The sequence below is a fragment of the Stenotrophomonas sp. NPDC077420 genome (genome assembly GCF_044543385.1).
Lineage (GTDB): Bacteria > Pseudomonadota > Gammaproteobacteria > Xanthomonadales > Xanthomonadaceae > Stenotrophomonas.
Genome location: NZ_JBITVZ010000012.1, coordinates 67359 through 92030, shown reverse-complemented (window position 1 = coordinate 92030; position 24672 = coordinate 67359). Strand labels below are relative to the sequence as shown.

The following is a 24672-nucleotide window of genomic DNA, read 5'->3' as shown; positions in this document are numbered from 1 at the left end:
GATCCGCCCACCGCGACGTGCCCCAAGGGGCCGCTGCCTACCAGGCAATACTAGTCCATGACCTTGCGCATAATCATTGCCGACGACCACCCCGTTGTCCGGGTCGGCGCCAAAGCTGCCATCGAATCCAGTGGCGTGGGCGTGGTGGTGGCCGAAGCCAGCAGCGTGGAGGAGCTTTTCGAAGCCCTGCAGACCCACGAATGCGACGTGCTGGTCACCGACTACTCCATGCCGACCTCGTCCAAGGCTGACGGGATCGGCATGATCGAGAAAATCCGGCGCACGTATCCCGACCTGCGCATGCTGATGCTCAGCGTGTCCAACAATCTGGGCATCCTGCGCATGGTGGTGGGGGAAGGCGTGCTTGGACTGGTCGACAAAGGCTCGACCATGGATGAGCTGCCGGTCGCCATCCAGGCCGTGCACCGCGGCCAGCCCTATGTCAGCCGCAAACTGCGCGAGCGTATCGACATGGTGGGCACCCAGGCCATCGGCGACGACCGCACGCGCGCACTGTCGCCGCGCGAAGTGGAAGTGCTGCGGCTGCTGGCCAGTGGCTTGATGGTCAAGGAAATCGCAAAGAAGCTGCACAAGAGCGTGAGCACCATCAGCCGCCAGAAGGGCGACGCCATGCTCAAGCTGGGTGTCATTGGCGACGCACAACTGTACGACTACATGCGCGACAACAAGCTCTGAGCCGACGCCGCAACGCCCGATGGAAAGCGAACACCGTGTACAGGGCCTGGACAACGACCAGGTCGTCGCCGACTGGCCCGCGCTGGGCGACGACGAACTGGCCTGGCTGTGCGGGCACTACCCTGCACTTGCCGGCGGCTGCAGCGTGCTCTGGCACAGTCCACGTCCCTTCTCCGCAGCGGCCCTGGTGCAGTCCGGCGCGCGGCGTTACCTGGTCAAACGCCATCACGCCCGCGTGCGTACTGCCGCGCTGCTGGGTGAGGAACACCGCTTCATCGCCCACCTGGCCGCTGCCGGCCTGCCGGTGGTGGAGGTGCTGCACAGCCACCACGGTGCCACCGCGCTCGAACGCGACCACTGGACCTATGAACTGCATGCGCAGGGCGCCGGTCACGACCTGTACCGCGACAGCCCGTCGTGGACGCCACCGTTCGAGCCGGCGCATGCGCGCGAGGCCGGCGCCGTGCTCGCCCGCCTGCACCTGGCCGCGGCCGACTACCACGCGCCCCAGCGCAGCACCCACCTGCTGGTGGCCCGCGACGACCTGATCCGCGCGCGCGACCCGCTGGCCCGGCTGCGCAGTGAGCTGCCGGCCCGGCCCGGGTTGGCCGCGTACCTGTCGCGGCAGCCATGGGAGCAGGACCTGCAGCGCGCGGTGCTGCCCTGGCACGCGGCGCTGGCCGACCGCCTGCAGGCCGAACCGGTGCTGTGGGGGCACAACGACTGGCATGTGTCCAACCTGCTCTGGCACGGCCAGGGCGCGGCGGCAACGGTCGCCACCGTGTTCGACTTCGGCCTGGCGTCTCCTGCCAGCGCGCTGTTCGACCTGGCCACGGCGATCGAGCGCAATGCGGTCGCCTGGCTGGAGGCCGGCGGCCAGGGCCCGGTCGCCCATGCGGATGTCGCCCTGGCCCTGCTCGCCGGCTACCGCCAGGTGCGGCCGCTGTCGGCTGCCCAGGTGCACCTGCTGGCCGACCTGCTGCCGGTGGTGCACCTGGACTTCGCCTTGTCGGAAGTCGAGTATTTCCAGGGGGTTACCGGCTCGATGGCCAATGCCGACGTGGCCTGGCACACCTTCCTGCTGGGCCATGCGGACTGGTTCGCCAGCCCCGCCGGCCGCGCCCTGCTGGACGTGCTGCACGCCGCTGCCTGAGCCTGCGGGCTCGCCACGGGCGTCGATTGGTGTGAAAATGACCACTGAAGCGGGGGTGCCTGGATCTGCCAGGCTGAGAGAGTCCCTTGGAACCTGATCCGGTTTGCACCGGCGTAGGGAGCTTTGCGCAGCAGGCGCACCCCCGTTCCGGGCCGGTGTGCGTGCGTGCCTTCGCTTCGTCTCCCCTGGCTGATGACGAATCGAATGAACCGCTGCTACCGCCTCACGCTGTTGACTGCCGCCCTCTGCGCCGCACTGCCCCTGCATGCCAGCGAAGCCGACACCGGCGCGGGCGGGCGTTCGCCCACCGACCTGGCCGGGATCCGCGTCCAGGCCGACAAACCTGCCGCGGCAACCACCCCGTCGAGCAGCTTCGGCAGCGCCGACTGGAAGAACACCCCGGCGTCGGTCAACGTGCTGGACCGCGCGCTGCTGGACCAGCTGCAGGTGCGTACGCTGTCGGAACTGGCCCGGCAGGACGCCTCGCTGGGCGACAGCTACGCCCCGGTGGGCTACTACCAGAACATCGCCATCCGCGGCTTCGCACTGGACCCGGCCACCGGCTACCGCTTCAACGGCCTGTCCATCGCCGGCGAACAGCGGCTGGCGCTGGAAAACGTGCAGCAGGTGGAAATCCTCAAGGGCGAGGCCGGGCTGGCCGCCGGCGTGATGGCCCCGGGCGGCATCATCAACTACGTGGGCAAGCGCCCGGCCGACGTGCGCACCGTTACCCTGGCCACCGATTCGGAAGGCTCGCGCTACGTGGCCGCCGACGTCGGCGGCTGGATCACGCCGCGCTTCGGCGTGCGCGTGAACGCGGCCTGGGACGACAGCGCGTCGTACATCGACCACGCCGATGGCCGCCGCAACTTCTACTCGGTGGCCGCCGACTGGCTGATCGGCGAGCGCGGCAAGCTGGAAGTGGATGCCAATTACCAGACCAGCGCACAGCGCTCGGCCAGCGGCTACCAGCTGCTGGGCGGCAGCGTGCTGCCGCGCGGCGTGGACCGCAGCCGCATGCTCGGCCACCAGCCGTGGCAGCAGCCGGTGGGCATCGCCAGCACCAACCTCACCGCGCTGCACACCTATGATTTCAGCCCCGACTGGCAGTCGCGGCTGTCGGTGGGCCACAGCCGTTCGGTCATCGACGACAATGTCGCGTTCGCCTACGGCTGCTACTACGCGGCCGGTTGCGCCGACGGCAGCGTGCCGGGCAACTACTTCGCGCCGAATGGCGATTACGACATCTACGACTACCGCAGCCCCGACGACACCCGGGTCAACGACGAAGCACGCGGCGAACTGCGCGGGCGCTTCGGCAGCGGCACGCTGCGGCATGAACTGTCGGTCGGGCTCAGCGCCTTCCATCGCACCGTGGACAAGCGCCAGAACGTCAACGAATACGTGGGCACGGCCAACATCGCCGATGCGCAGGTGCCGGTGTTCGCGCCGTCGCCGCTGCAGCCGGGTGCCTCGGCGCGGCGCCTGGACAGCTGGCAGCGCGCGCTGTTTGCACTGGACCGCATCCACATCGGCGATACCTGGCAGTTCCTGGCCGGTGGCCGCTACGTGCGCCTGGACGAGCGCGCCTACGACAAGCGCGGCGTTCCGGAACGGCACAGCCGCCTGTCGCAGTTCCTGCCGCAGACCGCGCTGGTCTGGCAGGCCAGCGAACGCGTCAATGTCTACGCCAGCTACGTGGAGGGCCTCTCGCTGGGCCAGGAAGCGCCGTTCTGGACCAGCAACGGCAGCACCTTCCTGCCGGCCATGCAGTCGCGCCAGCGCGAGGTGGGCGTCAAGTACGCCGCCGCGGATGGGCTGATGCTGGGGGCGGCGCTGTTCCGCATCACCCAACCGTTCCAGTACGCCAAGCCCGATGCCAGCGATGCCGGTTTCACCTTCGTGCAGGAGGGCACCCAGGCGCACACCGGGCTGGAGCTGACCGCCAATGGCCAGGTCAGCGAGCGGCTGTCGGTGAACGCCAGTGCCAGCCTGCTGCAGGCACGCGCGCGTGATGCCGGTACCGCGTATTACGACGGCCAGCAGCTGGTCAACGTGCCCAAGGTGCGGGCTGCGTTGCACGTGGATTACGCATTGCCGTACGTGGACGGCCTGGCGGTGAGCGGCGGCTGGCGTTACGCATCCAGCAATGCAGCCACCGTGGACGGCAGCGTGAAAGCCCCGGCCTATTCCGTGTTCGACGCCGGCGTACGCTATCAGCATCAGCTGCACGCGCACCCGGTCACCTGGAGCCTGTCGGTGGACAACCTGTTCGACCGCTTCTACTGGCGCGACACCGGCAGCAGCGCCGGCGATTACTACCTGTTCCCCGGCGCGCCACGCCAGGCGCGGCTGTCGGTCACGGTCGGCCTGTGAGCGCGACCGTGCTCGAATGGGCGGCGGTGGTGGCCAGCCTGCTCGGCGTGTGGCTGATGGCACGCCGGCGCATGCTCGCCTGGCCGGTGGGGCTGATCGCGGTGGCTCTGTACGCCACGGTGTTCATCGAGGCGCGGCTGTATTCGGACAGCCTGCTGCAGGTGGCGTTCGGGGGCTTCCTGCTGTACGGCTGGCTGAGCTGGCACCGGCATGCCGAACAGGACGGCGCGATCGTGATCGTGCCGCTGCCGCGCATGCAGCTGCTGCGCGACCTGGGCGTGGGGTTCGTCTTCGGCGTGGCGTTGGGGGCGGCCATGCACACCTGGACCGACGCCGCGCTGCCGTGGCTGGACGCCATGCTGGCCGCGCTGAGCCTGGTGGCGCAGTGGTGGCAGGCCCGGCGCCATGTCGCCACCTGGTGGCTGTGGATCGTGGTCGACGTGGTGTACGTGGGCATGTACCTGGTCAAGTCGCTGGATGTCACCGCCGGCCTGTACCTGGTGTTCATCGGCCTGGCAGTGATGGGGCTGCGTGCCTGGTCGGCCGCCCGCGACGAGGGTGCGCTGCTCAAACCGCGCTAGCCTGTGCGGCATGAACCCGACCCCCGAACTGCTGCGCCGGCTGCTGCGGGCCAAGGACCACATGGACCGCGCCCCGCACGAGGCGTGGCCGGTGGCGCGACTGGCCGAGGTCAGCGCGGTGTCCGAGGCATATTTTGCACGGCAGTTCCGCCAGGCGTTCGGGCTGCCGCCGCACCGCTACCTGCTCACCCGGCGCATCGAACGCGCGGTGGCGCTGTGCCGCGACACCGACCTGCCGATCATCGACATCGCCCTGCAGACCGGCTGGAGCAGCCTGGGCACGTTCGGGCGGATCTTCCGCGACATCACCGGGCAGAGCCCGGGCGCGCTGCGCGCCAGCCTGTTGGCCGGAACCGCCGCGCAGGCGCCGGAGTGCATCGCGCGTGCTGCCAGCCGGCCGGATCTCAAGACCTCAGTTTCGGAGAAGCGGCAGGGTCGCGGCGGGCGTAAAAAGGAGCCTCACACACCGGAGGTCACATGAGCCAGGGCATTGAAGTAGTGGGTCTGTACGTGCGCGACCAGCAGGAAGCGCTGGACTTTTACGTGGGCACGCTGGGCTTTGTGGTGCATACCGATGCAGGCAACGGCGACTACCGCTGGCTGACCGTGCAGCACCCCGAACAGCCCGGTGTCCAGCTCGGCCTGTTCCGGCCCGGCCCGCCAGTGCACGATGCGGCCACCGCGCAGGCGCTGAACGCGCTGGTGGCCAAGGGCGCGATGCCGCCGCTGGTGATGACCGTGGATGACTGCCAGGCGGTCTACAAGCGCTGGTCGGCCGCCGGGGTGGAGTTCAACCAGGAACCGACCGAGCGCTACGGCACCGTGGATGCCGGGTTCCGCGACCCGTCCGGGAATGGTTGGAAGCTGATCCAGCGCGCGGGTTGACCGACGCTGGCACCCCCGGATCGTAGAGCTCAGCGGTAGCGCCGACTGTCAGTCGGCTGCCGTTCGCGCGGTGATGGGCGTGCGCGAAGAGCAGCGGACTGACAGTCCGCTCTACCTGTCCGCTCTACCGGTCCGCTCTACCGAGACGCTTCACCTCGGCGGTAGCGCCGACTGTCAGTCGGCTGCCGTTCGCGCGGTGATGGGCATGCGCGAAGAGCAGCGGACTGACAGTCCGCTCTACCGGTCCGCTCTACCGAGATGCTTCACCTCGGCGGTAGCGCCGACTGTCAGTCGGCTGCCGTTCGCGCGGTGATGGGCGGGCGCGAAGAGCAGCGGACTAACAGTCCGCTCTACCGGTCCGCTCTACCTGTCCGCTCTACCGAGACGCTTCACCTTGTCAGTGCGCGTGATGCGTGGACTTGTGGCGGAACTTCCGCGACATCCACTCACCCAGGTCATCCATCACGGTGAACGCGGCCGGGATCACGATCAGGCTCAGCAGCGTTGAGGTGATCAAGCCACCGATCACCGCAATCGCCATCGGCGCGCGGAAGCTGGAATCGCCAGCAAAACCCAGGGCGATCGGCATCATGCCCGCGCCCATCGCCAGCGTGGTCATCACGATCGGCTGGGCGCGCTTGCGACACGCATCAATGAGCGCATCGTGCTGGCTCATGCCCTGTTCGTCTTCCGCCATGACCGCGTAGTCCACCAGCAGGATGGAGTTCTTGGTGGCGATGCCGATCAGCATCAGCAATCCGATCAGCGCGGGCAGCGAAAGCATGTTCTGGGTGATCAGCAGCGCGCCGAACGCACCGCCGGCGCACAGTGGCACCGCCGCCAGGATGGTCACCGGCATCAGCGCGTGGTTGAACAGCAGCAACAGCACCATGTAGATGCAGATCAGGCCAGCGGCCATCGCCAGCATGAAACCGATGAACAACTCCACGAACACTTCGGCATCGCCGGTGTTGAGGAAGGTCACGCCCGGCGGCAGCTTTTTCACGCTGGGCAAGGCCTGTACTTCAGTCATCACATCGCCCAGCGGGCGGCCGTTGAGTTCGGCGGTGAGGGTCACGTTGCGCTGGCGCTGGTAGCGCGAAATCTGCGAGGGGCCACTGCCCTGGCGGATCTCGGCCACCGCCGCCAGCGGCACCGGGCCATCGCGGCCGGGCACGCGCAACTGCCCGATCAGCGCCGGATTGGCCAGCGTGGCTTCGGCGAAGCCGACCCGGATCGGCACCTGGCGATCAGGCAGGTTGAGCTTGGCCAGGCGCTGTTCGTAGTCGCCGGCAGTGGCGATGCGCGCGGCTTCGGCGATGTCCTGCGTAGCCACGCCCAGGTCGGCCGCACGCGCCGCGTTGGGCACGATCTGCAGTTCCGGGCGCAGCAGCGACGCGGTGGAAGTCACGCTGCCCAGCCCCTGGATGCCGCGCAGGTCGCGCTCCAGTGCGGTGGAGGCGTCCTGCAGGCGCTGCGGGTCGTCGCCGGACAACACCAGCTGCAGCAGGTTGCCCGGCTCGGAGCTGACATAGCTCACGCGTACGCCGGGCAGGTTGGCCAGGCGCTCGCGCGCATCGCGTTCCAGCGCGCGCTGGTCGCGGTCGCGGTCATCGGCCACGCCCCAGTCCAGGATCAGCGTCGCCTTGCGCGGTTCGCCCACGCCGGTGGCGCTGGGATCGCCCAGGTCGAGCACCGCACCGACGGCGGTGTAAACCTGCTTCAGCTCCGGCATGTCCTTGAGCAGCGCACGCGCACGCTCGGCCACGGCCACGGTTTCCTGCAGGCGGGTGCCCGGTGGCAGCTCCAGGTTGAGGTTGCTGCGGCCCAGGTCGGACTGCGGAATGAAGGTGGCCGGGATCAACGGGACCAGTGCCAACGACCCCACGAACATGGCGAAGGCCAGCCACAGGGTCCAGCCCCGGTGGCGCAATGCCTTGTCCACCCAGCCCAGGTACCAGCCCATCAGCTTCGATTCGGGCTTCTCTTCGCCATGCGGCTTGAGCAGGTAGGCGGCCATCATCGGGGTGAGCAGGCGTGCCACCAGCAGCGAGAACAGCACCGCCGTAGCGGCGGTCCAACCGAATTCGCGGAAGAACTTGCCGGCGATGCCGGGCATGAACGCCACCGGCACGAACACCGCAGCCAGGGTCAGCGAGGTGGCGATCACCGCATTGCCGATCTCGCCGGCGGCTTCGCGCGCCGCTTCCAGCGGCGGCTTGCCCATGCGCAGGTGGCGCACGATGTTTTCGATCTCCACGATCGCATCGTCCACCAGGATGCCGACCACCACCGACAACGCCAGCAGGGTGATGATGTTGAGGGTGAAGCCGAAGAAGTACATCACCGCGAAGGTGGGGATGATCGACAACGGCAGCGCCAGCGCCGACACCCAGGTGGCGCGCCAGTCGCGCAGGAACAGCCACACCACCAGCAGGGCCAGCAGGGCGCCTTCCCACAGCATGGTCATCGACGAATCGTAGGAGCGGTGGGTTTCGTCGATGGCGGTGGTGACCAGGCGGAAGTCGATGCCGGGGTGCTCGGCCTTGATCTTGTCCAGCGCCTCGTGCACGCCGGCTTCCACCTTCACTTCGCTGGAGCCGCGGGTGCGCGACATCGAGAACGCGACCACCTTTTCACCGTCCAGCAGTGCGGCTTCGGTGGGGTCGGCGGCGGCGTCGGTCACCTTGGCCAGGGTGGAAAGCCGCACCGCGCGGCCGTCCGGCAGGGCGATGGAGTAATCGCGCAGCGCCTGCGCGTCGCCCACCGTGCCCAGCGTGCGTATGGTCTGCTGCGCGCCTTCGATCTCGGCCTTGCCACCGGCGCGTTCCACCTGGATGCGGGCCAGCTGCTGCGAGACATCACCGGCGGTGATGCCCATGGCGATCAGCGCGTTCGGGTCCAGGTCCACGCGCACCTGGCGCTGCACACCGCCCACCCGGGTCACCCGCGCCACGCCGGGTACGCCGTACATGGCGCGCGAGATGTCGCGGTCGACGAACCAGCTGGCTTCGTCCGGGGTCATGTGCGGCGCGACCAGCGCGTAGGTCATCAGCGAACCGCCGATGTCCACCTTGGAGATCACCGGTTCCTGGATGTCCTGCGGCAGGTCGGTGCGGATGCGGGTAACCGCATCGCGGGTATCGTCCAGCGCGGTGGCCAGGTCGGCCTCCAGCTGGAACTCGATGGTGGTGGTGCTGACGCCTTCGCTGACCGAGGAGATCACGCGCTTGACGTTGTTGACCGTGGCGACCGAGTCCTCGACCTTGCGGGTGACCTCCGCTTCCAGCTGGCTGGGCGAGGCACCCGGCTGGGTCACGGTGACCGTGGTCATCGGGAAGGCGATGTCGGGGAAGCGCGCCACCGGCAGCTGGTAGAAGCCCCACAGGCCGGCCACGCACAGCACGAAGAAGATCAGCAGGGCAGGCAACGGGCGTTTGATCGCCCAGGCGGAAATATTCATTTGGCGCCGGCCTTGGCATCGGTCACCACGCGCACGCGGTCGCCTTCACCCAGGAAGCCGGCGCCATCGACCACCACCCGGTCGCCGGCCTTGAGCCCTTCGAGGATCGCGGTGCGGCCCTGCACGGCCTGGCCGGTACGCACGCGCAGGCGCGCGGCCTGCTGCTTGTCGTTCACGGTGAACACGTAGCTGTGGCCGTCGCGCTGCACGATCGCGGCGGTCGGCACGGTCAGCGCCGGGCCTTCGCCGATGACGATGCGGCCCTCCACGTACACACCCGGCTTGAGCGTGCCCGGTTCGGGCAGGTCGGCGAAGAGGGTGCCGGTGCGCGTCTGCGCGTCCACGCCGGGGGTGACTGCACGGATGCGGCCAGACACCACCGCATCGGCATAGGGCAGCTCGACGGTATTGCCCACGGCCACGCCGGTAAGCTGGTCTTCGGGCAGTTCGGCACGCCATTCCAGGCGGCCATCGCGGATCAGGCGCAGCAATTCGGTACCCGCCGACACCACCTGCCCCGGCTGCACCAGGCGCTTGGAGATCAGGCCATCGGCGGGCGCGCGCAGGTCGGCGAAGTCGCGGCGCAGCTGCGCCGCATCGCGCGAGGCACGCGCGGTGGCGGTCTGTGCTTCGGCATTGATGCGGTTCGCCCGCAGTTCGTCCAAGCTGCTTTCGCTGATCAGCTTTTCCGCCGCCAGCTTTTCGCTGCGCTGGTAGTTCAGGCGGGCGAGCTCCTGCGCCGCCTGCGCCTGCTTAAGCGAAGCGTCGGCCTGCGCCAGTTCGCTGTCCAGGGTGCGGTGGTCCAGCTGCAGCAGCACCTGGCCCTTCTTCACCCACTGGCCCACGTCCACCGGCAGCGCGGTCACGCGCTGGCCGCTGATCTCCACGCCCAGCTGCATTTCCTCATACGCGGTGACCGGGCCGGAGACCAGCACCGTGCGCGCCATGGTCTGCTGCTGCACGGTGGCCAGCGACACCGGCAGCGCCGAGCTGGCGGCGGCCGCGGCGGCGGCGTCCTGTTCGTCTTTGTTTCCGCAGGCCGCAAGCAACACGGCCAGCAGCAGGAGGGGGGTATGGCGGAAAAGTGAGGCACGCATCGGTGAGCTTCCGTGTCGGAACTGCGGTAACGAAGGAAAGGAATTCAGGGGGCGCGGGCCAGGCGCTGTTCGATGCCATCCAGCATCAGGCCGAGGCCCTGTTCAAAGCGCGTGTCGAAATCGACCTCGCTCCAGACCTCGCGGGCGCTCCAGCAATGCGGGAACCGTGCTTCGGCCAGTGCCATGAAGGACTCGCCCAGCGCCTCCATGCTGCCGTCGCCGGGCCAGGACTGTTCTTCGATCACAAAGCCCATCGTGTAGTACACCAGGTCCATCGGCGCGGTCGCGGCCACCCGCACCGACGCCCCGGCGCCGACCAGTACGGCGATGCAGGTTTCGCCCACCCGCAGCATGTTTTCGGTGGCCAGGAAGGTGCCCGCGTAGACCCGGGCCCCGTCGCGACGTGCCTTGAACGCGGTACGGAACTCGCGCGCGACCTGCAGCAGGGTCTGCCGCCAGGGCTGGCCATCGGGGATGTCGCGGGCCACGTCCACGATCATCGCGTCGGCCATGGCATCCACCAGCGCCTGCTTGCTCTTGAAGTGCCAGTACAGCGACGGCGCGCGGATACCCAGCATGCAGGCTACCTTGCGCAGGGTCACGCCCTCCATGCCGGCTTCGTCGAGAAGCTTGAAGGCGGCCGCGACGATGTGGTCCCGGGCGATGGGTTTGCGCACTGGGGGGAATCTACCTAACGTTGTTAGGGAGCGAATCTAACAGTGTTAGGTTTGGGGGTGCAAGGGGGAGGCACGCACCCTGGAGAACTCAAGGCTGCGGCCAGCCTTTGAGATGTCCGAGCTTCCACCGCCAGCACGCGTAGGCCAGAAACGCGAAGCACACCGCTACGGAGCTTGGGCTGAAGGCGTCGGCAGTTCCGTTCTTCATCACATAGCCAACAATGAATGCCGCGAAGAAGAACGCGCAGATCCGTCGACGCAGCAGGAGCGTGATGCCACCCAGCAACAACGAGGATGACAGGAACGCACCGAATGCAAGCTGCGAGGACGGAGGTGCATCGGCGTAACGCGAACCTGCCTGCGCGGCCAGGTACAGCAGCATGGCGAAAAACTGCAGCAGGCAGAACGTGGCGATCAGCGCCGAGATGACGGTATGCGCTGCGCCCTTCCACCGGCTTGGGCGCTTGGGGACATGTGCATTCGACGATTCATAGGGGTTCTCCACCGGATCTTCCTTGACGGTTGCTTGGGCGGGAGGATGATAAGCCGCCTGGGGGAGGGTTAGCCGACTGACAGTCGGCTCTACCGTCGGCTCTACCGCTGGCGCTACCGGTGCACTTCGGTATTTACGCTTGCGTTGTGGCGCGGCAGGCGGCACGGTTCACTTCTGACCGGGACCCGACCATGACCATCCGCATCCTCACCGTCGACGACCACCCGTTGATCCGCCAGGGCATCGCGTCGATGCTGGCGCTGGAGAGCGATCTGGAACTGGTCGGTGAAGCGGCGGACGGGACCGAGGGCATGGCACAGTTCCGTCGCCTGCTGCCGGATGTCACCCTGGTGGACCTGCAGATGCCCGGTATCGACGGCATCGAGCTGACCCGCCGCCTGCGCGGTGAGTTTCCGCGGGCGCGGATCATCATCCTCACCACCTACCGTGGCGATGCCAATGCACGCGAGGCGCTGGCCGCCGGTGCCTGTGGTTACCTGCTGAAGAGCTCGCTGCGCGGCGAGTTGATCGATGCGGTACGGCGGGTCGCGCAGGGCAAGCGCTGCCTGTCGGCGGAGATCTCCGAGGAGATCGCGCAGCACCTGGGCGAGGAGGCGCTCACCGCGCGTGAGCTGTCCATCCTGTCGGCGCTGGCGCAGGGCTGGGAGAACAAGCGCATCGCCAACACGCTGGGCATTTCCGCGGAAACGGTCAAGTCGCACGTGGCGCGCATTTTCGAGAAGATCGGCGCGCGTAACCGCACCGAGGCGATTCATATCGCACTGCGTCGCGGCCTGGTACGGCTGGAAGATTGAGCCCTAGCGCTTCAGCATCGGCAGCGGTCGCAGCGGATGGCGCAGACCGTGCCTGAGCGAAACTGCAGCAGCCGTAGGTGGAAACCCAGGCGCGGAAAGCGCTGCACGGTACGGCGGAAATCGTCCGTGCTGAGGTCGAAGCGCAGCGTGCCCATCGACACGTCGATCCAGTCCGCGCGGCGGAACGTTTCGATGCGGGGATCCTGCCCGCGCGGCAGGGCCGAGATCCTGTGGTGCTCGCGGATCATCGCCAGCACCACCGTCACCAGCTCTGGCCGCTGCTGCTCGACCAGGTAATCGCGCGCGAGGGCTTCGGACGGCGCCAGGTAATCGAACGTCCCGGCGGTCCAGATGCCCAGGTCGTGGAAGGCCACCGCAACCGACAGCACGTACAGGTCTTCCAGACTGCCCGGCAACAGGCACCAGTGGAAGTTGGCCACGCGGTAGGTGTGGTTGCGGTACGGGTGGAAGTCGCGCCCCAGCACGCTGGCATGGGCGTCCAGGATGTCATCCAGTACAGCCAGGCGGTCGAGCACGGCGTTCTCCCTGCGTGCACCGTGGGTGCACCGGCGTCCAGCGTAACGCCGGTGGGGGCGATGGCCGCTGCCGACAGGGGCATGCGTAGTCCCCCCATGTGGGGGAGCGCATCCGCGCCCGAACGACCGATGCCCGGCACCGGCCAGGGTGCAAGGCTGCACCGTCGCCCCCCCTTCCCCTTTCGGCATCGAGACGACCATGAGCACCTTCACTACGTCCGACGGCACCTCCCTCTACTACAAGGACTGGGGCACCGGCCCGGTGGTGTCCTTCAGCCACGGCTGGCCACTCAATGCCGACGCATGGGAAGCGCAGATGTTCTTCCTGGCCAGCCACGGCTTCCGATGCATCGCCCACGACCGGCGCGGCCATGGCCGCTCCAGCCAGCCATGGGACGGCAACGAGATGGATACCTACGCCGACGACCTGGCGCAGCTGTTCGAGCACCTGGACGTGCGCGGGGTGACCATGGTCGGGCACTCCACCGGCGGCGGCGAGGTGGCCCGCTACATCGGGAGGCATGGCACCGCGCGCGTGGCCAAGGCCGTACTGATGGGCGCGGTGCCGCCGATCATGCTCAAGACCGCCGAGAACCCGGACGGGCTGCCGATCGAGGTGTTCGACGGCTTCCGCGCCGCGTACCTGGCCGACCGCGCGCAGTTCTTCCTGGACGTGGCCACCGGCCCGTTCTTCGGCTTCAACCGACCCGGCGCGAACGTGTCCGAAGGCCTGATCCGCTCATGGTGGAACCAGGGCATGCAGTCCGGCCACAAGAATGCCTACGACTGCATCAAGGCGTTCTCGGAAACCGACTTCACCGAAGACCTGAAGAAGTTCGACGTGCCCACGCTGATCATCCACGGCGACGACGACCAGATCGTGCCGATCAAGGCCGCGGCACTGCGTTCGGTGGAGCTGGTCAAGGGCGCGCAGTTGAAGATCTATCCGGGCGGCGGCCACAGCCTGGGCGACACCGCCAAAGACCAGCTCAACCAGGACCTGCTCGCCTTCCTGCAGCGCTGAGCCCTCCCCTCCCCCCACGTTTCGAGGACCTGCCATGAACACCGTGCCCCCTGCCGCCCTGCACGCCGTGCCTTCCGAACCCCGTGGATCGGGTCCTTCGCGCAGCGAAGAGTTCATCAGCGGCGGCGAGGGCGAGCTGTTCATCCGCAGCTGGCGCCCCAGCGGTCCGCCGCGCGCGGTGGTGGCGATCGTGCCCGGCTTCAATTCGCACAGTGGCCACTACCAATGGGCCGCAGCGCAGTTCACCGCGATGGGGCTGGCGGTATACGCAGTGGACCTGCGCGGGCGCGGCAAGTCCAGCGGGACGCGCTTCCACGTGAAGCACTTCGACGACTACCTGGCCGACGTGCAGTCGCTGTTGGACGTGGCCCGCACGCGCGAACCGGGCCTGCCGGTGTTCCTGCTGGGGCACAGCGCAGGCGGCGTGATCGCCTCGGCCTACACCCTGGCCCACCAGGACGAGCTGGCCGGCCTGATCTGCGAGAGCTACGCCTTCCAGGTGCCCGCACCGGATGCGGTGCTGGCGCTGGTGCGCTGGCTGAGCGGCCCGTTCCCCACCCTGCGCGTGCTGAAGCTGCCCAACAAGGAATTCTCGCGGCTGCCCGAGGTGGTGAAGGCACTCAACGCCGACCCGCTCATCGCCAACGAGAAGCAGACCGCGTTGACCGTGGCGCAGATGCTGGTGGGCATCGACCGCCTGCGCCGCGGCTTCCCCACGCTGCGCCTGCCGGTGCTGGTGATGCATGGCACCGCCGACAAGGTCACCGTGCCCGCCGGCAGCCAGGTGTTCCAGGACAACGCCGGTTCGGCCGACAAGACCCTGTTGCTGTACAAGGATCATGCGCATGACCTGCTCAATGACCTCGGGCGCGAGGAAGTGATCGGCGACATCCAGCGCTGGATCGACCGGCATCTGGCCGTCGGCGCCGCCAGCAGCGTGGAGCGCAGCGCCTGAGCGTTGCCGCCGCACCAGCACCCCGCCACCAGTACGTAGGCCATCCGCAGCGTCGTTGATCCTGCATGAGCCGTGTTCAGCCCTCGTCCCGATCCTGGCCTGCGTCGCGCGCGTGCACCCACCCGCGCGGTGACGCCCCGGTACGGCGACGGAAGGCCCGCGAGAAGGTGGGCGCGTCGGCGAAGCCCAGTTCCAGCGCCACCTGCTTCACCGGCCGCCCCGCGCGCAGCAGCGAAGTGGCTACGTTGAGCTTCCAATCCAGCGAATAGGCCGCCGGCGTGGTGCCGGTGGCGCTCTTGAACGCGGCGGCGAAGGCGCTGCGCGACATGCCGGCCAGGCCAGCCATGCGCGCCAGCGTCCACCCTTCCCCAGGTGCGGCATGCATTGCCATCAAGGCCCTGGCCAGGCGTGGGTCGGACAGGCCCAGCATCATGCCCGGCGCCACCCGCGCCTGTTCCGGATGGTCGATGATCCAGCGCAGCACCTGGATCAGCACCACTTCGAACAGGCGGTTGGCCAGCAGGCGCGACCCGCAGCGGGTGCGGTCGGATTCGGCGAACAGCAACTCCAGGGTGGCCTGCAGTCCGTCGATGGCCTGCAGCGGCAGCAGGATCGCGTCCGGCAGCGACTGCACGATCGGATTGCGCAGCCCGCCGTCGAAATCCAGCGTCGCGCAGGTGAAGTCGGAGCCGTCCACCGGCGGATTGATGAACTCGTGGTGCACCGCGCGCGGAAACAGGAGCAGCGTAGGTTCGCACAGATGGGTGCGCGCCAGCTGCTTGCCGTCCCGGTACAGCAGGTCCATTTCGCCCCGCCGCAGCACATGCAGGAAGCCGCGCCCGGGCTGGGCGTCAAAGGTCTGCAACCCGCACAGCGGGCCGGCATGGAACAGGGTGGCCTCAACCCGGAACCGCTCCAGGACGGGGCTCAGGCGGCCGAGGGCGGTGCTGGACGAATTGCCATCTATCAGCGACATAAAGACACCAAACGTCCCGAGCGGGTTCCTATTATGCCCATCAACCGGCCACTCCGCGCCGGCATCCAACAGGAAACCCAGCCATGTCCCGTATCCCCCTTGTCACCGCGCAGGACGCCACCGGCGAGGCCCAGGCCGTGCTCGGCCAGATCCACGGCGCCTTCGGCACCACCCCCAACATGTTCCGCGCCGTGGCCAATTCCACCGCTGCGTTGAAGAGCATGTGGGGTTCGTTCGGCGCCCTGGGTGCCGGCGTCATCCCGGCCGCGCTGGGCGAGAAGATCGCCGTGGCCATCGCCAACCGCAACGCCTGCGAGTACTGCCTGGCCGCGCATACGGCACTCGGCCGCAAGGCCGGCGCAAGCAGCCAGGAAATGAGCGCCGCGCAGGGCGGTAAATCCGACGACCCGAAGACGGCCGCCGCGCTGCACTTCGCCCTGCGCGTGGTGGAAGGCCGTGGCCAGATCGACGATGGCGAGGTCGCCCAGCTGCGCAGCGTGGGCTTCAACGACGGGGAAATCGTGGAGATCCTCGCCCACGTCGCGTTGAATCTGTTCACCAACTACGTCAACGTGGCCTTTGCGGTGCCGGTCGATTTCCCCGGCGTCAAACTGCGTTGAATGATGAGCACAGGCTGGCCGGCGACACCGGCCAGCCCACTGTGCCACCCGCACCCTGGAGGCAAACCCATGTCCCGCTCCTACCAACCGATCAACTGCGAGTTCCACGATGTACTGGAAGCGGTCGCCACTGGCGGTCGCCGCGTGCCCATCGTGTATGCCACCACCGGCGCAGCGCAGGCTGCGGTCGTCGCCCGCATCACCGACCTGGGCGCCAGTGACGCCGTCGAGTACATGCACCTCGATGACGGCAGCCGGGTCCGGCTGGACGACATCGTGAGCGTGGACGGCATCGACCAGCAGGCATTCGGCCCGCGCTGACCGCGGTACCGGCTGTCCCGCTCCCGACATCCCCGCCGTGGGACAAGTGCGGCGCCTGCTTTCGTGGGATCATCCTGCGTTCCAAAGATACGTCCACCCGCCCCATGCCTGTGCTGACCGACCCGGCCCTGCTGCGCGACATCGCCGACATCAACCGGATCCGATCGGTGCCGCGGATCCTGGAGACGGTTGCCCACATCACCGGCTCCCGGTTCACCGCCATCGCGCGGGTCACCGACACCACCTGGACGGCGTGCGCGACCTACGACACGTTGGGGTTCGGCCTGGTGCCCGGGGGGCAGCTGGTGCTGGAGACCACCCTCTGCGATGAGATCAGGCAATCCTCCAACGCGGTGGTGTTCGCCCACGCCAGCCAGCATCCGCTGTATTCCCGGCACCACACGCCACGCATCTACGGGCTGGAAAGCTACGCGTCGGTCCCGGTCTTCCGCCCGGACGGAAGCTTCTTCGGCACCCTGTGCGCGATCGACTCGGCACCCGGCAGTTTTGACGAAGCGCACGTGCAGCGCTCCATGGAGTTGCTGGCCGAACTGGTCGGCAACTACCTCGACAGCGAAGACCGCCTGGTGGAAGCCGCCGCGCAGCTTTCGGCAGCGCATCGTGTCGCGGACCTGCGCGATCAGTTCGTGGCCGTGCTGGGCCACGACCTGCGCAGCCCGCTGCAGGCCATCAGCATGGCGGCCGATTCGCTGGAGATGTCACCGCTCACGGAAAGCCAGGACCACATGCTGGGCCACATCCGGGCCGGCGTGGACCGGATGGACGGACTGATCAACGACGTCCTCGATTTCGCCCGCGGTCGCCTGGGCGGCGGCATCCCGGTATTGCTGCGCGAGTGCGATTCGCTGGAACAGACGTTGCGCAAGGTGGTGGTGGAAGTGGAGGTGGCGAGCGGTCGCTCGGACATCGCCGTGCAGGTAGACATCGACGGAAGTGTTTACTGCGACGCCAGCAGGCTTGCCCAGCTGCTGGCGAACCTGCTGGGCAATGCCGCACAGCACGGCGATACGTCCCGCCCCATCTCGGTGGACGTACGCGCCGATCCGGACGCGCTGTCACTGGTGGTCCGCAATGGCGGCCGGATCCCGGCCGACAAGCTGGCGGACATCTTCAGCCCGTTCTCCCGCGAGAAGGGCGACGATCCGCGCCCGGGCCTGGGCTTGGGTATCTATATCGCCGCGGAAATCGCCCGTTCGCATGGCGGCACGCTGGGTGTCGAATCGGACGCCGACACGGGAACGGCGTTTACGTTCAAGATGCCGCGTGCAGTCGCGACGGGCATCGCGGTTCCCTGAACACGCGCTTCATTCATGTACCGGTCAGTTCAATATTCAGGGTTGATTAGAACGCCTAACGGATAATTCACACCTGTCGACCGCCTGCTTCTCTCCCCTCCCCCGGAGCAGGCGGTCGACGAAACCAAAATAAAAAAAGGTGTGTTCCCGATGATGAAGTCTTCCCTGCTTGCCCTGGGTCTGGTCGCTGCACTGCCGTTCGCGGCGTCGGCCGCCGATGGCCTGTCCTACAACTACGTTGAAGGCGGCTACGTGAACACCGATACCCGCGGCGGCTCCGCCGACGGTTGGGCGGTGAAGGGCTCGGCCGCGATTGCGCCGAACTTCCATGTCTTTGGCGATTACAACTCGCAGGAAACCGACCGCGGCAACGTTGACGTCGACCAGTGGCGCGTCGGCCTGGGCTACAACTACGGCATCGCGCCAACCACCGACCTGGTGGCACGCGTTGCCTACCAGAAGTTCGATCCGAAGGAAGGCCTGGACTTCAACGGTTACGCCACCGAAGTGGGCGTGCGCACCGCGTTCACCCCGATGATCGAAGGCTACGCACTGGCCGGCTACGAAGACTTCAGCAAGAAGCACGGCATCAACCCGGACGGCGAGTTCTACGGCCGTGTCGGCGCCCAGGCCAAGTTCAACCAGAACTGGGGCCTGAGCGGCGAAGTGAAGCTGGCCAAGGGCGGCGACAAGGAATGGTTCGTCGGCCCGCGCTTCACCTGGTAACACGCACGTTGCAAGCTACGTTGTTGCATGGCGCGTGACCTCTCTCCCACGCGCCAAGAAGCCCGCCCCTCCGGCGGGCTTCGCTTTTGTGGGGGAGTGTGGGTGTGGTTCTAATCCGTATCAGGATGACGCAGAGCAGCTTCGTAATCCCGCCCTCCGTAGAACACGCCCAGAATCGACACCATGCATTTCTGATCATCCACGTGGAGCGCGATGACCGTGGTGCCTCTGAAGTTGGTGATCCGAAGTCCGGGCAGTACGTCATCTCGCTTGATTCCACGCATCGGAAACGAGGCGAGTGTCTCGCAGTAGGCGACGATGGCGTCAACGTAGCGCACGGCGGCAAGTGGCGAACCAGCCGCTTCAATGTGGTCTTCGAGTGCTTCCAGTTGCTCCACCGCCGCTGGTGCGAACTGGATGCGGTACGTCATACCGGATTGGAAACGTTGCGGGCTCGGCGCCTGCGGGTGAGACGCTCTTGCGCCTCTTCGAGCGACAAGGCTTGTGCCGGGTCAGCCTCAAGTGCGCGTGCTGCCGGTATGACCTGCTCCCGCAGCCACGCATCCATTGCCCTGTCGCGCGCCAGAAGTGCGCGAAGGCCATCGCGTATCACCTCGCTCTCGGTGGCGTACTCGCCGCTCGCGACCTTGGCGCGGACGGAGTCCGCCATCTCATTTGGCAGCGTAATGCTGAACTGTTGGGTCGAGCGCATGGGGCGGCCCTTCACCTGAGTAGGATTCAATCCTACTCCCTTACCAGCTTCGCTCAAAGCGACCCATCCCGATGGCGCAAAAATCTGCATACACGTTGGACTCACGGCAGAAACGGGGAGCCAGTCTGAACACGTCGCCGGATGGCAGCATTGAAACTTGTTGCAGGCGGCCGGGGTTGTGATCGGAGCCAAAAAAAAACCCGGCCTTGGCCGGGTTTTTTTGCTTGAATCACTTGAACAGCGTATCCGGATACTCCGGCTTCTGCTCCCGCGCCAGCAGCGCGCGCAGGCCTTCTTCCGGCGTCTGTTCGCCGTGCAGGACGGCGCGTACCCCGTCGGAGATCGGCAGGTCGATGCCGTGGCGGCGTGCCTGGCGCATGACCTCGTCGGCGGTCTGCACCGATTCCACCACCTGGCCGATGTCGCGCACCGCGTCGGGCAGGCTCTGCCCGCGTCCCAGCGCCAGGCCGAGTCGACGGTTGCGCGACAGGTCGCCGGTGCAGGTCAGCACCAGATCGCCCAAGCCGGCCAGACCCATCAGGGTTTCCGGCTTGGCGCCGATCGCGGCCGCCAGGCGCAGCATTTCATTCAGGCCGCGGGTGATCAGGCCGGCACGGGCGTTCAGGCCCAGCTGCATGCCATCGGCCACGCCGGTGGCCACGGCCAGCACGTTCTTCATGGCGCCGCCGAGTTCGGCACCCACCATGTCATCGCCGGTGTAGGCACGGAACGCCGGGCCATGCATGGCCTCGGCCACCTGCTGGGCAAACTCCGGGTCATCGCCGTGCACGGTGATGGCCGTGGGCAGGCCCTGGGTGACTTCCTTGGCGAACGATGGGCCGGTGACCACCGCAAGCGGCACGTCCGGTCCGAGGACCTCGCGGGCGACTTCGTGCAGGAAGCGACCGGAACCGGGCTCAAAGCCCTTGGTCGCCCACGCCACGCCGGCGTCGGCCGGGCGCAGCGGCGCCAGCGCGCGTACGGTTTCCCCGAACGCGTGCGACGGCACGACCACCAGAATCCACTTCGCACCCTCGACGGCCGCAGCCAGGTCGGTGGTGGCACGCAGCGATTCCGGCAGCGGAATGCCTGGCAGGTAACGGGTGTTCTCGTGGCGCTGGTCGATGGCGTCCACCATCGTCGCGTCGCGCCCCCACAGCACGGTCGGGTGACCGTGCCGTGCCAGCAGGCTCGCCAGGGCAGTGCCCCAGGAGCCTGCGCCGAGAACGGCGATCTTGTCTGCGTTGTCGCGCATCACAACCACTGCAGCGCCGATCAGGCGTTGCCGGCCGGCTCGGAATCGGCGAGCGAGGTTTCGCCCTGTTCCTGGCGCTGGCGCAGGGTTTCGGCGTACAGGCCTTCGAAGTTGATCGGCTGCAGGAAGAACGGCGGGAAGCCGCCGGCCTGGATCAGGTCGCTCACCAGCTGGCGCACGTACGGGAACAGGATGTTCGGGCACTGGGTGCCCAGCAGCACGTCAATCGACTGCGGGTCCAGGCCCACCAGGCCGAACACGCCAGCCTGCTGCACTTCTGCCACGTAGGCGGTCTTGTCGCCGGCCTTGCAGGTCAGGGTCACGGCCAGCACTACTTCGAAGGCGCTCTCGCCCAGGCGCTGCACGCGCTGGTTGAGGTTGAGCTGCAGCTCCGGCTGCACGGCTTCGTTGAACACGGCCGGGGCGTTGGGCGATTCGAAGGAAACGTCCTTGACGTAGATCTTCTCGACGGTGAACGCGGGGCCGGTGGCGGCGTCGGCCGGCGCGATGGCGCCGTTGGTGTTCGCTTCGGACATTTCCTGTTGCTCCAGATATTTACAGTCAATAATGGATTGTTACATGCCCTGCGATGGGGGCGTGTGGCGCCGCGCACAAGGCGCGCGGCCAAATCCGGTGGAAAATCAGTTGCGGCCCTTGACCAGCGGCAGTTCGGCCTGCTGCCAGGCCGGCAGTCCGCCGTCGAGCACATGCACCTGCTCGAAACCGGCCTTCTTCAGCGCCTTGGCGGCGGTTTCCGAGGCGGTGCCACTGCGGCACACCAGCACCACCGGCTTCTGCTTGGCGTTGGCGACGAGCTTGTGCTCGGGACCGAACTGGGCCGGCTGCACGTTGCGGCTGCCGGCGATATGGCCCTTTTCGAAATCGGTCCCCGCAGACAGGTCGACCACGACCGCGCCGCCGGCATTGATCAGCTGGGTCAGCTCGGCCGGCTTGATCGACTTGTAGCCGCGCATCAAGCGGCGCACCTCGGTGACGAGGATGGCTACGGTCAGGCCCGCGAAGGCCATCGACAACATCGGGTTTCGGCCGGCAAAGGCCAGCAGCTCTTCGTAATTCACTCAGATCACGGGTCGATTAGCGGGCGCCGATTGTCGCACATGCAGGCGAACCGGCGCCCGGCGGGCGGTTCAGGGGCTCAGCGCGGTTCCTGCCACAGGTTCGGCAACCCGTTGGCCTGCAGCCAGCGCTTGTCCTCGGCGTCCCAGCGCCAGATTTCCTTGACCGTAACCTCGCGCTGCGCCTGGGTATTGAGGTTGATCACCCCCACCACGGCCGAACGGCCCACGCTGCCGTCGGGCATGTTCACGTTCTCCAACGGCCGGTAGCCGGAGATCTTCACCTGCTCGTAGCGACGCAGTTCCAGGTCGCTCAAGGGGTGTTCCTTGGTGTACTTCGGATCCAGGTAGGGCAGCGCTTCCTCGGTGGTTCCCCAGCGGATGGTGGAGGCGTAGAGGGTCTGGGTCTTCTCCAGCTCCACACGCTGCTTGCGGGTCAGCTTTTCCTTGGCCGACAGCGTGTTCACGCTGGTCAGCGCCAGCAGGGCGAGAAGCAGGATCTGGATGGTACGGCGCATGCGAATTCCCCAATCGGCAAGGCGCCCATCCTACCGCCTTGCGAAGGCCACGAAACGTCCGCTCAGTTCAGCCGCGGGTTTTCCGGCCTCGCCGGGCTGGCGCGCCACCACTTCGATGCGGGCCTTGCCACGCTGGGCGAAGGTGGCCAGGAAGGTGGCCCAGTCGGCCTCGTCGGCGGCCTGGGCCTGGGCCTGCAGGTCCTGGTAGACCGGGGCCAGGTAGCGCACGTGGCTGTCGGCTACGTACACGTCCGCGTCGAAGCCGGCCTGGCGCAGGCGCAGGGTGACCAGGGCCCAGCCGGACAGGGTCAAGGCCGACGACAGGCTGCCGCCGAAGGCGTTGCCTTTGTCGTTGACGTTGGCGGCCAGCGGTGCGCGCAGGGTCAGCACACCGTCGGCGTAGCCGGCCACCTGGATCTGCATCGCCGCCACCGGCGGCATGCGCTCAAGCACCTGCTGCAGGACGGCCAGGTGCTGGGACGGGGAATCGGTTTCGGACATCGGTACGGCGACGTTACGGCGAAGGCCTCGCATAATGCCCGCAATGAACCGCCTCGCACATGTGCCGGAATGGACCCTGTTGTCGCTGCGCCCGCGTGGCCAGCACGCCGCGCTGCGACGCGCGGCGGCGGCGCTGGGCGCGCAGGTGGTGGGGCTGTCGCCCTGGGCCCTGGTGGCCCGGCACGACGCGGCCACCCGCACCGCGCTGGCGCAGGCGCTGGAGGCCGACCGGGTGGTGTTCAGCAGCCCGGCGGCGGTGCATGCGGCCGCGCGGCTGCAGGCGCTGGGTGGGCCACACGCGGGCACCTGGCTGGCGGTAGGCGCTGGCACTGCAGCGGCGCTGCGCAGCCACGGCGCGACCGACGTGCAGGCGCCGCAACGGATGGACAGCGAGGGGCTGCTCGACCTTCCCGGGCTGGCCAGCCTGCACGGGCTGCGCGCGGCGCTGGTGACCGCGCCCGGTGGCCGCGGGATCATCGCTGACACGCTCCAGGCCCGTGGCGCACAGCTGCAACGGGTGGACGTCTATCGCCGCCAGCCGCTGCGGCTGGCGCCACGCCAGCTGCAGCGGTTGCGCCACCACCCCACGCCGTGGGTGCTGGCCCTGAGCAGCGCCGAGGCACTCGCGTTGCTGCAGGCGCAGCTGCCACCGGACCTGCTGGCGCGGGTGCAGGCCCAACCGGTGGTCGCCGCCAGCCCGCGCCTGGCGGCGCTGGCCGAGGACGCCGGTTTTGGCCGGGTCCGCCTGGCCGAGGGGCCGCTGCCGGTGCAGCTGGTACGGGCCGCACACGCCGCGATCACCACTGCCCAAGCTTCCTGAACAGGGGACGCAAGCGGCCTTGCGGGTCGCTTGGGCGGCGGGCGATGCTGTGCACCTGCGTGCCCGCCAGCTCGTGAATGCACCGGCGCGGGCGCCGAGGATGACTGCCTTGAACGACATCGATCCGCCCCCGCCCCACCGACCGCTGCGCTGGATACTGCCGCTTGCCGCGGTCGTGGTTGTCGCAGGCGGCGCCGGCTGGGGTTGGACCCAGTGGCAGGCGCAGCAGCTGCGCAGCGCCCAGCGCGACGCTGACGCCAACGTGCTGGTGCAGGGCCTGGCCAGCAGCGTGGACGCGCTGCGCCGCGACCAGCGTTCGACCTCGCAGCGGGTGCAGGACGCGGCCGCCACCAACCGGGTGTTGCGCGACGAGATGCTGGGCCTGGGCCAGCGCAGCGCGCTGCTGGAAGAGAACCTGGCACGCCTGGCCGACAGCACCCGCCACAATGCACAGGCGCTGCAGCTGGAAGAGGCCGAACTGCTGCTCAGCCAGGCCGGACAGCGGCTGGCGTTCGCCGACGATGTGGAGGGCGCCCGACGCCTGTACGCGTTGGCCGCGGCGGCACTGGAAGACGTCCAGGGCAGCGAGTACCTCAACCTGCGCCAGGCGTTGATGCAGGAGCGCAACGCGGTGGATGCACTCGGCCCCGGCCCGCGCGCGGAGGCCAGCCAGGGCCTGAACCGGTTCGCCACTGCGATAGGCGCGCTGCCCGAGCAGATCGTGCCGACGGCCGACAGCGCCGCCCCGTGGTGGCACGAGCTGCTGGCGCCGTTCGTGACCATCACCCCCACCGCCACGCAGGGCCCGCTGACCGGCGCCGAGCGCGCCGCCGCGTGGGATTCGCTGCAGCTGGAACTGACCCTGGCCCGCGCGGCCGTGGAACGCGGCAATCAGTCGGATTTTGAACAGTCGCTGGACCGCGTGGCGCTGTGGATGCCACGGCTGTGGCCGGATTCACCCGGCCTGCGCGAGCGACGTGCTGAACTGCAGCAGTTGCGCGCTCTAGTGCTACGCCCCCCGCTGCCCGAACTGGGCAGCACCCTGCAGCAGCTGCGCGCCATGCGCGATGGGAGTTGATG

28 protein-coding genes and 1 riboswitch are annotated in these 24672 nt (G+C 67.9%); of the genes, 15 read left to right on the top strand and 13 right to left on the bottom strand.

Features of this window, described 5'->3' with window-relative positions:
- Positions 1 to 57: 57 nt before the first annotated feature.
- The 6 genes from ACIGII_RS13010 to ACIGII_RS12985 all read left to right on the top strand — a co-directional run bounded on the left by ACIGII_RS13010 (position 58) and on the right by ACIGII_RS12985 (position 5691).
- A complete protein-coding gene (locus ACIGII_RS13010) occupies positions 58 to 696 on the top strand; it encodes a response regulator (RefSeq protein ID WP_399638687.1) in 639 nt (212 codons plus the stop codon).
- Between the two features lie 19 nt (positions 697 to 715).
- The gene (locus ACIGII_RS13005; protein WP_399638685.1) at positions 716 to 1849 is read left to right on the top strand and encodes a phosphotransferase enzyme family protein; all 1134 of its coding nucleotides are present in this window, start codon (positions 716 to 718) and stop codon (positions 1847 to 1849) included.
- 41 nt (positions 1850 to 1890) lie between these two features.
- Positions 1891 to 1986: riboswitch (TPP riboswitch) on the top strand.
- A gap of 67 nt (positions 1987 to 2053) precedes the next feature.
- Positions 2054 to 4225 (top strand): TonB-dependent receptor, encoded by a 2172-nt coding sequence (locus tag ACIGII_RS13000; protein ID WP_399638684.1) that lies wholly within the window; start codon positions 2054 to 2056, stop codon positions 4223 to 4225.
- Between the two features lie 8 nt (positions 4226 to 4233).
- The gene (gene pnuC, locus ACIGII_RS12995; protein ID WP_399638749.1) at positions 4234 to 4806 is read left to right on the top strand and encodes a nicotinamide riboside transporter PnuC; all 573 of its coding nucleotides are present in this window, start codon (positions 4234 to 4236) and stop codon (positions 4804 to 4806) included.
- A gap of 10 nt (positions 4807 to 4816) precedes the next feature.
- Positions 4817 to 5287, top strand: a complete 471-nt coding sequence (locus ACIGII_RS12990; protein WP_399638682.1) for a helix-turn-helix transcriptional regulator — start codon at positions 4817 to 4819, stop codon at positions 5285 to 5287.
- Positions 5284 to 5691, top strand: coding sequence for a VOC family protein (locus ACIGII_RS12985; RefSeq protein ID WP_399638680.1), 408 nt, complete (start codon positions 5284 to 5286; stop codon positions 5689 to 5691). The genes ACIGII_RS12990 and ACIGII_RS12985 overlap by 4 nt, the downstream gene beginning before the upstream one ends.
- A gap of 397 nt (positions 5692 to 6088) precedes the next feature.
- Here ACIGII_RS12985 and ACIGII_RS12980 read toward each other — a convergent pair whose 3' ends face one another.
- The 4 genes from ACIGII_RS12980 to ACIGII_RS12965 form a co-directional block, all read right to left on the bottom strand.
- On the bottom strand, positions 6089 to 9154 hold the full coding sequence (locus ACIGII_RS12980; RefSeq protein WP_399638678.1) for an efflux RND transporter permease subunit: 3066 nt from the start codon (positions 9152 to 9154) through the stop codon (positions 6089 to 6091).
- Positions 9151 to 10251: an efflux RND transporter periplasmic adaptor subunit gene (locus ACIGII_RS12975; RefSeq protein WP_399638677.1), complete on the bottom strand. Its 1101-nt coding sequence runs from the start codon at positions 10249 to 10251 to the stop codon at positions 9151 to 9153. Before ACIGII_RS12975 ends, ACIGII_RS12980 begins: the two co-directional genes overlap by 4 nt.
- Before the next feature lie 44 nt (positions 10252 to 10295).
- The gene (locus ACIGII_RS12970) at positions 10296 to 10928 is read right to left on the bottom strand and encodes a TetR/AcrR family transcriptional regulator C-terminal domain-containing protein (protein ID WP_399638676.1); all 633 of its coding nucleotides are present in this window, start codon (positions 10926 to 10928) and stop codon (positions 10296 to 10298) included.
- 88 nt (positions 10929 to 11016) lie between these two features.
- Entirely contained in the window at positions 11017 to 11433 is a 417-nt protein-coding gene (locus tag ACIGII_RS12965; RefSeq protein WP_399638675.1) for a hypothetical protein, read from the bottom strand.
- 179 nt (positions 11434 to 11612) lie between these two features.
- Here ACIGII_RS12965 and ACIGII_RS12960 point away from each other — a divergent pair, with 179 nt between their 5' ends.
- On the top strand, positions 11613 to 12236 hold the full coding sequence (locus tag ACIGII_RS12960; protein ID WP_399638673.1) for a response regulator: 624 nt from the start codon (positions 11613 to 11615) through the stop codon (positions 12234 to 12236).
- An 11-nt stretch (positions 12237 to 12247) separates the two neighbouring features.
- Here the strand turns inward: ACIGII_RS12960 and ACIGII_RS12955 are convergent, their stop codons facing one another.
- The gene (locus ACIGII_RS12955) at positions 12248 to 12772 is read right to left on the bottom strand and encodes a hypothetical protein (RefSeq protein ID WP_399638672.1); all 525 of its coding nucleotides are present in this window, start codon (positions 12770 to 12772) and stop codon (positions 12248 to 12250) included.
- A gap of 199 nt (positions 12773 to 12971) precedes the next feature.
- Here ACIGII_RS12955 and ACIGII_RS12950 point away from each other — a divergent pair, with 199 nt between their 5' ends.
- Positions 12972 to 13796 carry an alpha/beta fold hydrolase gene (locus ACIGII_RS12950; RefSeq protein WP_399638670.1) on the top strand — a complete coding sequence of 275 codons (825 nt, stop codon included), beginning with the start codon at positions 12972 to 12974 and terminating at the stop codon, positions 13794 to 13796.
- Between the two features lie 34 nt (positions 13797 to 13830).
- Positions 13831 to 14751, top strand: coding sequence for a lysophospholipase (locus tag ACIGII_RS12945; protein WP_399638668.1), 921 nt, complete (start codon positions 13831 to 13833; stop codon positions 14749 to 14751).
- Positions 14752 to 14827: 76 nt separating this feature from the next.
- On the opposite strand, the gene ACIGII_RS12940 is transcribed toward ACIGII_RS12945, so the two are convergent.
- Positions 14828 to 15727: an AraC family transcriptional regulator gene (locus ACIGII_RS12940; protein ID WP_399638667.1), complete on the bottom strand. Its 900-nt coding sequence runs from the start codon at positions 15725 to 15727 to the stop codon at positions 14828 to 14830.
- A gap of 83 nt (positions 15728 to 15810) precedes the next feature.
- Here ACIGII_RS12940 and ACIGII_RS12935 point away from each other — a divergent pair, with 83 nt between their 5' ends.
- The 4 genes from ACIGII_RS12935 (at position 15811) to ACIGII_RS12920 (ending at position 18710) form a co-directional block, all read left to right on the top strand.
- The gene (locus ACIGII_RS12935; RefSeq protein WP_399638666.1) at positions 15811 to 16347 is read left to right on the top strand and encodes a carboxymuconolactone decarboxylase family protein; all 537 of its coding nucleotides are present in this window, start codon (positions 15811 to 15813) and stop codon (positions 16345 to 16347) included.
- Positions 16348 to 16416: 69 nt separating this feature from the next.
- Positions 16417 to 16668, top strand: a complete 252-nt coding sequence (locus ACIGII_RS12930; RefSeq protein ID WP_399638665.1) for a hypothetical protein — start codon at positions 16417 to 16419, stop codon at positions 16666 to 16668.
- 104 nt (positions 16669 to 16772) lie between these two features.
- Positions 16773 to 17984, top strand: coding sequence for an ATP-binding protein (locus ACIGII_RS12925; RefSeq protein WP_399638664.1), 1212 nt, complete (start codon positions 16773 to 16775; stop codon positions 17982 to 17984).
- A 153-nt stretch (positions 17985 to 18137) separates the two neighbouring features.
- Positions 18138 to 18710 (top strand): Ax21 family protein, encoded by a 573-nt coding sequence (locus tag ACIGII_RS12920; RefSeq protein ID WP_399638747.1) that lies wholly within the window; start codon positions 18138 to 18140, stop codon positions 18708 to 18710.
- A gap of 110 nt (positions 18711 to 18820) precedes the next feature.
- On the opposite strand, the gene ACIGII_RS12915 is transcribed toward ACIGII_RS12920, so the two are convergent.
- From ACIGII_RS12915 to ACIGII_RS12885, 7 genes are all read right to left on the bottom strand, one after another.
- Positions 18821 to 19141 (bottom strand): type II toxin-antitoxin system RelE/ParE family toxin, encoded by a 321-nt coding sequence (locus ACIGII_RS12915; RefSeq protein ID WP_399638663.1) that lies wholly within the window; start codon positions 19139 to 19141, stop codon positions 18821 to 18823.
- On the bottom strand, positions 19138 to 19422 hold the full coding sequence (locus tag ACIGII_RS12910; RefSeq protein ID WP_399638661.1) for a type II toxin-antitoxin system ParD family antitoxin: 285 nt from the start codon (positions 19420 to 19422) through the stop codon (positions 19138 to 19140). The genes ACIGII_RS12915 and ACIGII_RS12910 overlap by 4 nt, the downstream gene beginning before the upstream one ends.
- A gap of 229 nt (positions 19423 to 19651) precedes the next feature.
- Positions 19652 to 20677, bottom strand: coding sequence for an NAD(P)H-dependent glycerol-3-phosphate dehydrogenase (locus ACIGII_RS12905; protein ID WP_399638659.1), 1026 nt, complete (start codon positions 20675 to 20677; stop codon positions 19652 to 19654).
- 20 nt (positions 20678 to 20697) lie between these two features.
- Positions 20698 to 21213, bottom strand: coding sequence for a protein-export chaperone SecB (secB, locus tag ACIGII_RS12900; RefSeq protein ID WP_399638658.1), 516 nt, complete (start codon positions 21211 to 21213; stop codon positions 20698 to 20700).
- A 105-nt stretch (positions 21214 to 21318) separates the two neighbouring features.
- A complete protein-coding gene (locus ACIGII_RS12895; RefSeq protein WP_399638656.1) occupies positions 21319 to 21756 on the bottom strand; it encodes a rhodanese-like domain-containing protein in 438 nt (145 codons plus the stop codon).
- A 77-nt stretch (positions 21757 to 21833) separates the two neighbouring features.
- The gene (locus ACIGII_RS12890) at positions 21834 to 22271 is read right to left on the bottom strand and encodes a hypothetical protein (protein ID WP_399638654.1); all 438 of its coding nucleotides are present in this window, start codon (positions 22269 to 22271) and stop codon (positions 21834 to 21836) included.
- A 30-nt stretch (positions 22272 to 22301) separates the two neighbouring features.
- The gene (locus ACIGII_RS12885) at positions 22302 to 22772 is read right to left on the bottom strand and encodes a YiiD C-terminal domain-containing protein (RefSeq protein WP_399638653.1); all 471 of its coding nucleotides are present in this window, start codon (positions 22770 to 22772) and stop codon (positions 22302 to 22304) included.
- Positions 22773 to 22815: 43 nt separating this feature from the next.
- On the opposite strand from ACIGII_RS12885, the gene ACIGII_RS12880 reads away from it, so the two are divergent.
- Both ACIGII_RS12880 and ACIGII_RS12875 read left to right on the top strand, forming a co-directional pair.
- Positions 22816 to 23592, top strand: a complete 777-nt coding sequence (locus ACIGII_RS12880) for a uroporphyrinogen-III synthase (protein WP_399638652.1) — start codon at positions 22816 to 22818, stop codon at positions 23590 to 23592.
- Between the two features lie 109 nt (positions 23593 to 23701).
- On the top strand, positions 23702 to 24670 hold the full coding sequence (locus ACIGII_RS12875; RefSeq protein ID WP_399638651.1) for a hypothetical protein: 969 nt from the start codon (positions 23702 to 23704) through the stop codon (positions 24668 to 24670).
- Positions 24671 to 24672 lie beyond the last annotated feature (2 nt).